Origin of the sequence: Nonomuraea sp. NPDC003804, assembly GCF_040610675.1 — a bacterium.
Classification (GTDB): domain Bacteria; phylum Actinomycetota; class Actinomycetes; order Streptosporangiales; family Streptosporangiaceae; genus Nonomuraea.
The window spans coordinates 147,010-159,740 of record NZ_JBEXMT010000010.1 but is presented as its reverse complement, the minus strand read 5'-3'; the positions used below and the strand labels follow the sequence as shown (position 1 = coordinate 159,740).

Genomic DNA, 12,731 nt, shown 5'->3' with positions numbered 1-12,731 from the left:
GTACAGCAGGACGGCAAGTACTACTAGACAATAAGTCATCTAATGACTAGAACTACGAGGACATCCCCCATCTGATAGGGGCCCGTGATGCGGCGACTCCTGCTGTCTCTCGTTCTCGTCCTCACCACGATCGCCGGCGCCCCCGCGACCGCCCTGGCCGCCGCCTGCGACCTGCCCACCTTCCGCGGCGCCGGCACCGACGCCAGGCTGACCTCCCTGTTCACCGCGTACGGCAACGACAACAGCCGCCTGGACGACTGGACGGGCGCCGACGGCACCTACTCCGTCAGGCTTCCCGACGGCAAGGAGCTGTGGGTGTTCTCCGACACCTTCCTCGGCCAGGTCAACCCGGACGGCTCCCGCCCGCCGGTCAGAGAGGAGGGCGGCACGACCGTCTTCCTCAACAACTCCTTCGCGGTGGAGCGCGACGGCCGGCTGTCCACGATCTACGGCGGCACCCCCGAGGACCCCAAGGCCGTGATGCCGCCCCGCGACAAGGACCACTGGTACTGGGCCGGCGACGCCACGCTCGCCGGTGGCGTCCTGGAGGTCACCTACCAGGAGTACGAGCGGTTCGGCACCGGCCCGTGGGACTGGCGCTGGCACCGCAACGTGGTCGCCCGCTTCGCCCCCGGGCGCCTCGACCGGCCGATCAGCGTGCACGACCTGCCGTCGGGGCACAAGGTGGCGTGGGCGTCCGCCGTCCACAGGGACGGCCGCCACACCTACGTCTACGGCGTGGAGGACCTGGGCTCGCCCAAGTACATGCACCTGGCCAGGGTGAGGGGCGCCAGCCTGCTCGGCACGTGGGAGTACCTGAAGGCGGACGGCACCTGGTCGAGGAACCAGGCCGACTCGGCCCGCCTGATGGAGGGCGTGGCCAACGAGTACTCCGTCAGCCGGGTCGGCGACGGCTACGTGCTGATCACGCACGACACCACGGAGGTGCTGAGCTCCAGGATCGTCGCCTACACCGGCTGCACGCCGTACGGGCCGTTCGGGAACAAGACCACCGTCTACACCACGCCCGAGACCGGCGGGAACATCTTCACCTACAACGCCCACGCGCACCCGGAGATCGCCGGACCCGGGCTCGTGGTCTCCTACAACGTCAACAGCTTCGTCAACACCGATCACTACCGCGACGTGACGATCTACCGCCCGCGCTTCCTGGACCTGGCGTTCGAGTGACGCGCAACTGGGCCGCCCGGCTGCGGCAGCACGGCGAGGTCGCGGGGCTGCCGCGGTCGGTGGAGGTGCTGTCCGACTCGCCCGAGGAGGTCGCGGTACGGCTGGCGGTGCGCACGCGGCGCCTGCCGTACCGGGTGGAGAAGGTGTTCAGGATCGCCTCGGGGACGGCGGCGCTGGAGATCCAAGGACGGGTCACGAACGAGGCGGGTGTGGCACTGCACGCGATGTGGGGCCACCACCTGGTCTACGGCCGGCCGTTCCTGCGACCGGGCGCGCGCGTCAGGGTGCCCGAGGGGGTGACGGTGATGCCGGTGCCACGAAGGACTGGCCGTGGTGGGGCAGGGCGTACGTGGTGGGGCTGGAGCCGTTCTCCGGCATGCCGACGGACGGCCTGGCCACGGCTGTGGACAACGGGACCGCGATGCTCCTCGGGCCCGGCGAGTCCAGGACCTCATGGGTGCGTGCGGAGGTGATGACGTGAGCGAGTTCGACGGCAAGGTGGCCCTGGTCACGGGCGGGTCGATGGGCATCGGGAAGGCGGTCGTCGAGCGGCTGGGAGGGGCGGGCGCGGCGGTCGTCTACTGCGGGACGGAGGCGCCGTTCGGGGGCGAGCGGGTCACCGGGGTCGTCGCGGACGTGCGCGACGGGGAGCGGATGCGCGAGCTGGTCGAGCTGGCCGAGTCCAGGTACGGCGGGCTGGACATCGTGGCGACCTGCGCGGGCGTGCAGCGGTACGGCACCGTGGAGGACACGCCGGTCGAGGTCTGGGACGAGGTGCTCGACATCAACCTCAAGGGTGTCTTCCTGACCTGCAAGGCGGCCGTTCCGGCGCTGCGCAGGCGGGGCGGCGGGTCGATCGTCGTCATGTCGTCGGTGCAGGCCTTCGCCTCCCAGGCGCACGTGGCCGCCTACACCGCGAGCAAGGCCGCGCTGAACGGCCTGACCAGGGCGATGGCCCTCGATCACGCCGCCGACGGGATCAGGGTGAACGTCGTGTGCCCCGGCTCGGTCGACACCCCGATGCTGCGCTGGGCGGCCGATCTGTGGCGCGGGCCGCTGTCGCAGGAGGAGCAGGTCGCGGCGTGGGGCCGGGCCCATCCGCTGGGCAGGGTGGCGCGGCCGGAGGAGGTGGCCGAACTGGTCGCCTTCCTCGCCGGGCCGCGCTCGTCGTTCATCACCGGCGCCGAGCACCGGGTCGACGGCGGCCTGCTCGCCCGCAATCCAGCCGCGCTGCCCGACTGACAGTGATGACCGTGCCCGCCAGGGTTCGACTCACCGCAGCCTGGTCACCGCGCCGGGCGTCAGCCGGCGGGCGAGCTGTTCGAGCAACGCGATCACCTCGCCGATCTCGCCGGGGTCCGTGGTGCCGAGTGCCGCGGCGAGCGGGCCGTCGATCGGCGTGGACCGCACCCGCGTCACCCTGTCCGACAGGGCCGGCGCGGGTGTGATCACCTGACGCCTGCGGTCGGCGGGGTCGGGGGCGGTGACGACGGCGCCCGCCTCCTTCAGCCGGGCGACGGCGGCCGACACCGCGCTCTGCGGCAGCCCGGTGCGGGCGGCGACCTCCCCGACCGTGGTCTCGGGGTGCGCGCGCAGGTCGCTGACCACGATCAGCACCGTGCGCACGCTCGTGGTCTGCGGACCGATCCCCTCGGTCGGCATGGACTCCTCGCCGATCTTCATCAGCGTACGGCCCAGCAGGAACAGCTCCACTCCGTTCATGTCCCCAGACTACATCAGACTTGATGCATCAAATTTGATGCTTTATGGTGAGAGCCATGACGAACCACATCCACGTCGAGGTCAGGGGCGACGGCCCGGTGCTGCTGCTGTCGCAGAGCGGCGAGGGCGACGCCGACAGGGGCAAGGACCTGGTCGACCGGCTGGTCGGCGACTTCACCGTCGTCACCTACGACCGCAGGGGGCTCTCGCGCAGCGCGCTCGACGACCCCGCCGTCACGATCTCCATGGCCGAGCACGCCGAGGACGTCCACCGGATCCTCGCGGAGGTGACCGACCAGCCGGCGGCCATGCTCGGCTGCAGCTTCGGCGCCGCGCTCGGGCTCCACCTGGCCGCCAGGCATCCCGAGCAGATCCACACCCTCATCGCGCACGAGCCCGTCGCGCCGTGGCTGCTGCCCGGCGACCTCATGGAACGTCACGTGCGGGAGCTGGCCGAGGTCCAGGAGGTCTTCGAGCGCGAGGGGCTCGTGCCCGCCGTCAAGCTGGTGGCCGAGGTGCTCGGCATCGACCCCGGCAGCGACGACAGGGAGCCGGACCTCACGCCGTTCCCCATGACGCCGCAGCGGGTCGCCAACTTCACGCACTTCCTGCGCCACGACCTCACCGCGATCAGGGAGGACCGGCTCGACCCCGAGGCGCTGCGCCGCTCACCCGCGCGGATCGTCCCCGTCGCCGGCCGTACGACGCCGCGGGGGGTGTTCGACTACCGGTGCGCCGAGGAGCTGGCCGCGCTCGTGGGCGCCGAGCTGGAGGTGCTGCCCGGCGGCCACAACGGCAACCTGACCCATCCGCGCGCGTACGCGGACGGGATCAGGCGGCTGCTGGGCTGAGGTAGCCGAGGTTCTGAGGTCGCTGAGGTCGATGAGGTCACGGCCCCGCGGCCGGGTCGGCGAAGCGCTCGTTCGGCACCTGGGCGTACCACCCGGGCCTGCCGGGGTCGCGGTCGTAGGGGTAGCCGCCCAGCTCGGCATAGAGCTCGGCGTAGCGGGCCAGCCGTTCCCTGTCCAGCCGCACCCCCAGCCCTGGCCCGTCCGGTACGGCGATGCGCCCGTCCCGGTAGGCCAGCTTCCCTCCGGCGATGACGTCGTCGACGAGGTGGTGGTAGTGCGCGTCGGCCGCGTAGGTGAGGTTGGGCAGCACGGCGCCCAGGTGCAGCATGGTCGCCAGCTGGATGCCCAGCTCGCCCGAGGAGTGCACGGCCACGCCGAGCTGGAACGTCTCGCACACCGCCGCCGCCTTCACGCACGGCCTGACGCCGCCCCAGAAGGTGGTGTCGAGCAGCACGACGTCGGCGCCCCGCCGCAGCACGTTGGCGGCCAGTTGCTCGAAGTTCACCACGACGGTGTTCGTCGCGAGGGGCACGGAGACCCGCTCGCGGATCAGCCGCAACCCTTCCAGCCCGAGGACCGGGTCCTCCAGGTAGTCGTTGTCGAGGTCCTCGATCGCCCTGCCGAAGCGCAGCCCCTCCGCCATGGACAGCACCGCGTTCGGGTCGTAGCGCAGCCGGTCGCCGGGGAAGGCGGCGGCCAGCGCCCGGTAGCACTCCAGCTCGTAGTCGGGCGGGAACACCCCGCCCTTGAGCTTGTGGACGGTGAAGCCGTGCGCCCGCTTCAGCGCCCTGGCGTGCTCGACGAGCTGGTCGGGCGTGCGCACCTCGGGCGCCGCGTCGCCCTGGTAGCGGAAGAACAGGTAGGAGGCGAACGGCACCGACTCCCTGAGCCTCCCGCCGAGCAGGTCGTGGACGGGCACGCCGAGCTGCTGGCCGATCAGGTCGAGGCAGGCGAACTCCAGCGCGGCCAGCAGCTGGGTGCGGTTGTTGTACAGCGAGGCCGTCGGATTGGCGATCTTGAAGCGGAGCGCCTCGAGCTGGAAGGGGTCGTGGCCGGACAGGTAGTCGAGCAGGCCGCGGAAGGCGGCGGCGGCGCCCTCTCCCCCGCCGCCCATCTCGCCCAGCCCGATCAGCCCGTTGTCGGCCTCGACCTCGACGATGGTCCTGACGAACCTGCCCCAGTGGGCGCCGTTGCTGTGCCGCAGCGGCGCTTCGAGCGGGACGGCCACCGTGGTGGCCCTGATGTCAACGATCTTCACAGCATCCCCCGAACGGCGGCCACCCCGCAGGCGGGCAGCCGTACCTTGACCTGCTCGTCGTGGACCTGCAGCGGCGTCCCGCCGACCGTGGCCGCGCGCAGGCCGCGCAGCCCCACGGTGGCCTCGACCTCGGTCGCGGCCAGCGACTGGAGCCGCATGACGACCCCCTCGGCGGTACGGCCGAGCGAGGTGATGTGGACCTCCGGATGGTCCACGGTCGCGAAGACGCCCTCCGCGCCGGGCCGCGCCGTCCCCGTGGCGAGGATGCCGAGGAACGGGTCGGTGAGCCCGGCGGCGGCCAGCGGGCCGAGCACCCTGCTCGTCATGGTCGAGGAGGAGGTGACCGCGTAACGGAAGGTCGTCTCCCCCTGCTGCTGGGTGGGGAAGTTCGTGTCCCAGATGTTGTTGAGCGCCCAGGAGTAGATCGTGCCCGGCTCCTCGGCGAGCGTGGCGGGGAAGGGCGCGTAGGGCATGTGGATGGTGCCGAGCTGCACCAGCGGCGCCTCGAGCGTCGCCCACGCCACCGACAGCTCCGGGTCGTCGAAGGCCATCCAGTGCCTGATCGGCAGCATGTAGGCGGCCGAGCCCGGCACGCTCGGACCGCCGCCGACACCCCCGGTCAGCTCCCAGGCCGCTGGCGGTCCGGCGCAGGCGAACGGGAAGGCGAGGAAGACCGCCTCCTTGGCCGGAGTGCCCTGCTTGGCCAGCCGGTAGGTCAGATCGACCCGCGGCACCCCGTCGTAGAGCTCGATCGTCGTGCGCACCCAGTCGACGCCCTTGGCCTGCAGCTCGACGACCAGCTTCTCGCCGATCGCGGTGCGCTCGGCCTTGACGACGGCGGCGTGACGGCCGATCGCCCGGTCGCCGAGCAGCGTCCTGTCGTGCGCGCCGACATGCCCGGACATGTGGTTGAAGTGGGGGGCGGTGGCGTAGCGGTCGTAGACGTACTGCCCGAACCCGGCGGCGGCGTCGGCGTTGACCAGGTCCCTGCCGGCCCGCTTGTCGAAGATCGAGCGGATGTACGCTTCCTTGATGTCGTAGCCGACTCGGTAGAACTCGTTCTCGATCGTCTCGCCGGTCTCCCTGGTCGTGACGGCCTCGCCCGGCCTGATCGACAGGAACGCGTAGCCGTACCCGGGAAGGTCGCCGACGACCGCGCTGACGTGCCGGCCGATCGGCCGGGTCGGCCAGTCGACGGGGTGGACGACCTCCTCGTGGTGCGGGACCCGCTCGCCGGTCCGCTCGTCCACCAGCGCGATCGGCTCGTCCAGCGGCACCACGTCGCGCGGCAGGAAGGCCCGCACCACGTCCGTGCGGCGCTGCGTGCCGGGGTTCACGACGACGAACCCCCTGCCGCCGAAGGTCCTGCCGAACCTGCGCATGCCCGCCTGCAGCAGGTCGGCGGAGTCGTCCTGCGCGTCGTAGGCGCCGGCGGACTTGCGCGTCCACTGCAGCCCGCCCGAGTCGCCCGCCTCCTCGGCGTCCTCCCACGGGTTGGCCGCGCCCCAGGTGTGCTCGTTGAACAGCGCCACCTTGTCGTAGGCCAGATCGACCTGCTCGGTCGCGTCCGCGCCCGCCAGGGTGTGCAGCGTCTCGGCGGCGCGCAGCGCGCTCTGCGCCCTGCGTACGTAGCCGAGCGGGCGCGCGCCGGAGCCCAGCCCGTCGGCCCACCAGTCGGTCCAGTCGCCCTCGTGGACGGCCAGCCGGTCGTGATAGCGCTCCTCGACGTGTGCGAAGAAGTCGCTGTTGACGGCCGAGCGCAGGTGGGGGTAGGCCCATCTGGTGTTCCACTCGCGCACGATCGAGGCGGGCACGATCGAGGGGCCCGCGTTGTCCGCGTGCGCCCCCTGCACCCTCAGGTGCAGGGCGTCCAGCGCGTACGGCTCCCGCTCCGCGTCCGGTCCCTGCCAGCCGAACGTGCCGGGGCCGTACGGGTAGCCCCGCCCGGCCAGCGCGCACAGGTAGCGCGGCAGCAGGTCGTCGGCCAGCTCGAAGGAGTCGGCGAGGCCGACCGTGTTGCCCTCCATGTAGGCCATGCCGTGCGGCGTGTCGGTGAACCAGACCAGCAGCTCGTTGCCGCTGGGCGCCCGCCACCGGAACGGCCGCGTCAGCTTGTCGCCGCCGTGCAGGTACGGCACCGACCGCCCGGCCCAGTTGTGGGCGGCCGCCAGGTAGCGCACGCCCACCGAGTTCAGCGCGTCGATGAGCCCGACGACCGCGCCCGGCACGTCGGTGTGCATCGCCGAGCGGGCGGGCAGCTCCTCGGTGAAGCGCAGCTGCCGGTACAGCTCCTCGGTCGAGCACGCCTCGGTGTGCAGCTGGAACGGCAGGGCGGTCACCTCGATCAGCCCGTCACGCATCCGCTCCTTGAAGGCCGCCACCAGGTCGCGGGGGCGGGCGGCGAGCCAGCGCAGCGCGGGCATCGACGATTCCACCGTCCATCGGAACCTCGCGTCGTCGGGCCAGTCCGCGCTCTCCTCGGTCAGCCGCAGCGCCGCGTCCAGATAGTCGAGGTGGTGGCGCAGCACGGTGCCCTGCGGATCGGTGTAGCCGATGTCGAGATGCGAGTGGTGGACGACGAAGACGTCCCAGTGGCGCTGCGGCGTGACGGTGACCAGCGCCTGGCCGATCACGCCCTCGCCGTCGCGCAGCTCCAGGGTGAGGTCGCGCGGCCGGGTCACCTCGGGCACGAGCAGCGTCACGTCGGCGCCCTCGGCCCTGTCCACCACGCTGTCCGCCGCCCCGTCCCCCGTGCGGTCGTCCGCGCTGTCCGGGTCGGTCAGGACGTGTTCCAGGTGGGCGGGCACCAGGCCGGTCACCGACACCCTGACCGCCTGGCGGCCGTCGTGGGTGATCAGCGGCAGCACCGAGACCCGTGCCTCCAGGCCCCGCACGGAGATCACCGGTGTCGAGGTGTCCTCGCGCAACGCCTGCCGTATGCCGTCATAGTCAGGGGAACCAAGGCTCGGCTGCAGCAGCCGGCTCGTCATGACAGACCTCCTAGGGCGAGTCCACGGGCGAACATCCGCTGGGTGACCACGAACAGCACCACCGTGGGCAGTGACACGACCAGCCCCGCCGCCAGGCCGACAGGCACCGGCGTGCCCGCGTAGACGTCGGTCAGCAGGCCCGCCAGCGCGGTCATCACCGGCCGCACCTCGGCGGTCTGCGACAGCGTCAGCCCGAACAGCAGGTCGTTCCAGATGAAGGTGAAGTTGAGGATGAACACCGCGGCGAGCGCGCTGGCGGCCAGCGGCAGGTAGACGCGGAAGAAGACACGCAGGGTGGACGCGCCGTCCATCCTGGCCGCCTCGAAGATCGAGAAGGCCACGCCGGAGAAGAAGTTGCGCAGCACGAAGGCCGACAGCGGCACGCTGATCGCCGTGTAGACGATGATCATCCCGAGCCGGGTGTCGTAGAGCCCCGCGTCGCTGTAGCCGACGAAGAGCGGGACGAGCAGCATCTGCGACGGGAAGATCGTGCCACCGAAGATGACCATGAACCAGAGGAAGCCGTGGCGCAGCCGCAGCACGACGATCGTGTACCCCGCCATCGCGCCGATCAGCACCCCGAGCGCCGGGGAGACGACGCTGTAGAGGGCGGTACTGGCCAGGCTCTGGCCGAGGTCCGCCCGGTTCCACGCCTGGAGGAAGTTCTGGATCAGGGCGACGTCGGGCGAGGGGATCCACGCCCGCGAGGGGTCGTAGGTGTCGGCGGGCCGCGCGGCGTTGACGACCAGCAGGTACGTGGGGCCGAGCCAGATCAGCCCCAGCACGACGAGGACGAACCTCCTGATCATGCGCGCCTCCGCAGATACAGGTACGAGGCGAGGCCCGTGACCACCGTCAGCAGGACGGCGACCGCAGAGCCGTACCCGTATTCGCCGGCCACGAACGTGTCGCGGTACATCGTGACGGCAAGCGTCTCGGAGTTGCGCCCCGGACCGCCCTGTGTCATCACCCACACGATGTCGAAGCTCTTCAGGCTGGCCACCAGCGCGAGCCCGACGACCACGGCGGTCAGCGGCGCCAGCAGCGGCCAGATGACATGCCGGAACAGCCGCCACCCCGAGGCCCCGTCGAGCCGGGCGGCCTCGATCGGCTCCTTGGGTATCGACTGCAGCCCGACCGCGAACAGCAGCGTGTTGACGCCGAGCTGCTGCCACGTCCAGACCAGCAGCATGGCGATCGTGTTCAGCGGCGCGTCCTGCAGGAAGGCGGTGTCGACGCCGAGCAGCCGGTTGGCGATGCCGTCGTGCGACAGGATCGGGCTCCACACCAGGCCGAGCCCCGCCCCGCTCAGCGCGTAGGGCAGCATGAACGGCACGCGGAACCACGCGCCGCCCCTGATGTCGTACGACAGCACCGCCACCAGCAGTCCGAGGCCGACCGGCAGCACCATCGTGCCCACGACCCAGATCAGCGTGTTGCGGGTCGCGGTGAGCAGCGCGGGATCGTCGAAGAGCTTGACGAAGTTCGCCGGCCCCACGAACTCCGGCGGGGCCAGCCCGTCGTAGCGCGTGAGGCTCAGGTAGGCCGTCCAGACGAAGGGCGCGTACAGCAGGCCCGCCACCAGCAGGACCGCCGGGGAGACGTATCCCGCGCGGAACCTGCCGAGCAGCGGGGCCGTCCTCCCTGTCACTGGTGCGTGCTCCAGTACTCGTCGGCCTTCTTCTGGATGTCCTCCAGCACCTGCCGGTAGGTCTCCGGCTTGGCCACGAACAGCCCGAAACCGTCGAGCGCCGCGGCCAGGATCGGCGGTGGCGTGGCCTCGAAGTAGCGGTTGACCAGGCGGTACCCGCCGCTGCCCGCGTCCTTGGTGACCTGCCCCAACGCCTCGCTCTTGATGGTCACCCTCGGGTTGGCGCTGACGTCGCCGCGGGCGGTTGCCCACTTCTCCTGCGCCTGCGCGGTGGTCCACCACTTGAGGTACTTCATGCTCGCCTCGGGATCCGGCGCCTTGGCGAGCGAGCAGAGCGGCCCGCTCTCGAAGATCATCGAGGTCTTGGGCAGGGCCGGATTGACGTTCGGGATGACGAAGAACCCGGCGTCCAGGTTGCGCTGGGTCATGCTGGTGTTGAACCAGGTGCCGAACGACACCATCGACACCTTCTCGTTCTTCAGCGCGTCGGCGGGGTCGGTCCTGTCACCCGGGTGGCTGAAGTACCCGGCGTCGATGAGCGACTTCCACTTCTCCATCACCTGGACCACGCCGGGGTCGGTGTACTTCGCCTTCCCCGTCGAGAGGCGGTCGTAGAGGTCGGGATCGGTCCCGGCCAGGAGTTGCTCGAACCAGACGAAGGAGAACAGGACGGAGGTGTGGTAGATGGCCTTGATGTCGGCCTTCTTGAGCGTCTCGGCCACCGTGATGAGCTCGTCCCAGGTGGTGGGCGGTTTCAGGCCGTGCGCGTCGAAGATCTTCTTGTTGTAGAACATCCCCCAGTAGGCGACGTTCAGCGGCACGCAGTACTGCCTGCCGTCGACGGTGTAGTAGGTGGCGAGGTCCTGCGACAGGTCGCCGTTCCTGATCGCTTCCTGCCAGACGGCGGTGGTGTCGGCCACCTGCTTCTGCCTGACGATCTCCTTCAGCAGCCCCCCGGTCTGCCAGGTGAACAGGTCGGGCTTGGCGTCGGTGCGGAACGCGGCCTTGATGAAGGCCTGGTAGGTCGGCTCGTCGGTGTAGCCGACCGGTTTCATCGCCAGGCCGATCTGCTGCTTGGACAGGGCGCCCATCTCGGTGAAGTAGGGACTCCACGCGCCCTTGTCGTTGTAGAGGGTCAGCTCCGTCTTGGCCTGGCGGGCGGGGGTGCTCCCGCATGCGGCCAGGAGAAGGAAAGCGGTCATCAGGATGGGGGTTCGCCGGATCATGACCGGCCTCCTGTTCTACATGAGCCTGTGCTCGATCACCGTTTTCACGTCGATCAGGTGGGAACGCATGAGCTCCTCCGCGGCCGCGGCGTCGCCTGCCTCGATCGCCTCGAGGATCGCCAGGTGCTCGTCGTGGTCACGACGCCGGTCGTCGAACAGCCGCAGGATCTCCCGCTGCTCGGAGGCGTGCACGCGCAGCAGGGAGTCGACGACCTCGCCGAGCACGCTGTTGCCCGCCAGCCTGGCCGCCACCCGGTGGAAGGTCATGTTGGCCTCGTGCAGCTCGGCGTCGTCGCCGCGCAGGTGCATGGCCGCCTGGCCGAGCACCTCCCGCAGCTCCTGCGCGCCCGGACGGCCCGCCGCCAGCCCTGCCAGCGGCGGCTCGATGAGGATGCGCGCGTCGAGCAGGTCGAGCAGCTGCCCGCCCGGCATCGCGCGCATGTTGGGGTTGGGCAGCACGACCCGCTCGATGTCCGCGCCGACATAGAGGCCGGAACCGTGCCGCATCTCGATCGCGCCGGTCGCCTCCAGACGGCGCAGCGCCTCGCGCAGCGTGGGCGTGGTCACGGCGAACCGCTGCGCCAGCTCGCGCGTGGTGGGCAGCCGGTCGCCCGGCTGCAGCCCGCTCTCAGTGATCAGGCCGAGAACCTGCTCGGTGAGGACGCCGGAGAGGGAAGGCCGGACAACCATCATCTAATGATTAGATCACTTATCTCCTGTATTTTCACCTCATGAAGAGAATTGCCGGGGTAGCGGGCGTTCTGGCGGTGCTCGCCCTCCTCGGGGTCGCCGGCGCCGGCTGGTACTACTCCGGCCTGGTCATCGACCCCTCCCACGGCGATTCGTATCCGCTGGAGGTCGTCTCCTACGACGGCACCCGGGTGACCCTGCGCGGGGGCGCCGACACCGACGCCCCCGGCTCGTTCGGCCTGACCTGGGCCGCCGGCAACGCCATCCTCGGCGACGTGGTGGCGCGCGGCCCCGGCACCGTCACCCGCAAGGTCGACACGGTACGGCGGGGCACGCTCCGACCCGGCGTCCGGGCCTACCTGGACAGGTGGATGTGGGGCCACGAGGACCCGCGCTCGGCGGTGGGCGTGCCGTACCAGGAGGTGCGGATCAGGTCCGAGCTGGGCCACTTCCCTGCCTGGCGGACCGAGGGGGACGGCACGACGTGGGTGATCGCCGTCCACGGGCGCAACGCGAACCCGGCCGAGGCGTCCCGCGTCATCCCGGTTTTCCACAGGCTGGGGATGCCGGTGCTGAGCATCACCTACCGCAACGACGAGGGAGTGCCCGCCGGTCCCGACGGCAAGCACCACCTCGGCGCCTCCGAGTGGAAGGAGGTGGCCGCCGCGATCTCCTACGCGCGCGCGTCCGGCGCCACCGGCGTCTACCTGTACGGCTGGTCGATGGGCGGCGCGATCGTGCCGATGGCGGCGCGCATGCTGCCGGACGCGCCGATCAAGGGGCTCATCCTCGACAGCCCCGTCATGGACTGGCGGGCGCCGATCGAGCTGGGAGCCAGGCAGCGGGGGGTGCCGCTGTGGCTGGCCTCGGTGGGGATGTCCGTGGTCGAGCGGCGGACCGGGTTGTCGTTCGCCGAACTGGACCAGGTGGCGCACGCGGCGGACTTCTCGGTGCCGGTGCTGCTGTTCGTGGACGACGACGACCAGACGGTGCCGGTGGGGCCCGCGATGGAGTTCGCTCGCCTCCGCCCGGACATTGTTCGACTTTTCAGGACATCGGGCGCTGGGCACACGGGCTCCTGGAACGTCTCCCCCACCGCCTACGAGAAGGCCCTGACCGACTTCGTCACCCCGCTCCCCTGAGGGGCCCCCG

The 12,731-nt window shown here is 70.8% G+C and carries 12 protein-coding genes; 5 read left to right on the top strand and 7 right to left on the bottom strand.

Going from position 1 to position 12,731, the window contains the following annotated elements:
* Nucleotides 1-87: 87 nt before the first annotated feature.
* The 3 genes from ABZX22_RS16375 to ABZX22_RS16365 are packed head-to-tail and all read left to right on the top strand — an operon-like array spanning nt 88 to nt 2,433.
* Nucleotides 88-1,191: a DUF4185 domain-containing protein gene (locus ABZX22_RS16375; protein ID WP_354909306.1), complete on the top strand. Its 1,104-nt coding sequence runs from the start codon at nt 88-90 to the stop codon at nt 1,189-1,191.
* Nucleotides 1,188-1,664 (top strand): hypothetical protein, encoded by a 477-nt coding sequence (locus tag ABZX22_RS16370; RefSeq protein ID WP_354909303.1) that lies wholly within the window; start codon nt 1,188-1,190, stop codon nt 1,662-1,664. Before ABZX22_RS16375 ends, ABZX22_RS16370 begins: the two co-directional genes overlap by 4 nt.
* A 4-nt stretch (nt 1,665-1,668) precedes the next feature.
* Nucleotides 1,669-2,433: an SDR family oxidoreductase gene (locus ABZX22_RS16365; protein ID WP_354909301.1), complete on the top strand. Its 765-nt coding sequence runs from the start codon at nt 1,669-1,671 to the stop codon at nt 2,431-2,433.
* Between the two features lie 30 nt (nt 2,434-2,463).
* Here the strand turns inward: ABZX22_RS16365 and ABZX22_RS16360 are convergent, their stop codons facing one another.
* A complete protein-coding gene (locus ABZX22_RS16360) occupies nt 2,464-2,913 on the bottom strand; it encodes a helix-turn-helix domain-containing protein (RefSeq protein WP_354909298.1) in 450 nt (149 codons plus the stop codon).
* Between the two features lie 56 nt (nt 2,914-2,969).
* On the opposite strand from ABZX22_RS16360, the gene ABZX22_RS16355 reads away from it, so the two are divergent.
* Nucleotides 2,970-3,764 (top strand): alpha/beta hydrolase, encoded by a 795-nt coding sequence (locus ABZX22_RS16355; RefSeq protein WP_354909296.1) that lies wholly within the window; start codon nt 2,970-2,972, stop codon nt 3,762-3,764.
* Nucleotides 3,765-3,801: 37 nt separating this feature from the next.
* On the opposite strand, the gene ABZX22_RS16350 is transcribed toward ABZX22_RS16355, so the two are convergent.
* From ABZX22_RS16350 to ABZX22_RS16325, 6 genes are read right to left on the bottom strand one after another with little or no spacing between them, the layout of a single operon-like run.
* Entirely contained in the window at nt 3,802-5,022 is a 1,221-nt protein-coding gene (locus tag ABZX22_RS16350) for an enolase C-terminal domain-like protein (RefSeq protein WP_354909294.1), read from the bottom strand.
* The gene (locus tag ABZX22_RS16345; RefSeq protein WP_354909291.1) at nt 5,019-8,012 is read right to left on the bottom strand and encodes a glycoside hydrolase family 38 C-terminal domain-containing protein; all 2,994 of its coding nucleotides are present in this window, start codon (nt 8,010-8,012) and stop codon (nt 5,019-5,021) included. Before ABZX22_RS16345 ends, ABZX22_RS16350 begins: the two co-directional genes overlap by 4 nt.
* Nucleotides 8,009-8,821, bottom strand: coding sequence for a carbohydrate ABC transporter permease (locus ABZX22_RS16340; protein ID WP_354909288.1), 813 nt, complete (start codon nt 8,819-8,821; stop codon nt 8,009-8,011). Before ABZX22_RS16340 ends, ABZX22_RS16345 begins: the two co-directional genes overlap by 4 nt.
* Complete coding sequence (locus ABZX22_RS16335; protein WP_354909286.1) at nt 8,818-9,663, bottom strand: sugar ABC transporter permease; 846 nt, start codon at nt 9,661-9,663, stop codon at nt 8,818-8,820. The genes ABZX22_RS16340 and ABZX22_RS16335 overlap by 4 nt, the downstream gene beginning before the upstream one ends.
* Nucleotides 9,660-10,889, bottom strand: coding sequence for an ABC transporter substrate-binding protein (locus ABZX22_RS16330; protein ID WP_354909283.1), 1,230 nt, complete (start codon nt 10,887-10,889; stop codon nt 9,660-9,662). The genes ABZX22_RS16335 and ABZX22_RS16330 overlap by 4 nt, the downstream gene beginning before the upstream one ends.
* 15 nt (nt 10,890-10,904) lie before the next feature.
* Nucleotides 10,905-11,582: an FCD domain-containing protein gene (locus tag ABZX22_RS16325; RefSeq protein ID WP_354909282.1), complete on the bottom strand. Its 678-nt coding sequence runs from the start codon at nt 11,580-11,582 to the stop codon at nt 10,905-10,907.
* A 38-nt stretch (nt 11,583-11,620) separates the two neighbouring features.
* On the opposite strand from ABZX22_RS16325, the gene ABZX22_RS16320 reads away from it, so the two are divergent.
* On the top strand, nt 11,621-12,721 hold the full coding sequence (locus ABZX22_RS16320; protein WP_354909279.1) for an alpha/beta hydrolase: 1,101 nt from the start codon (nt 11,621-11,623) through the stop codon (nt 12,719-12,721).
* Nucleotides 12,722-12,731 lie beyond the last annotated feature (10 nt).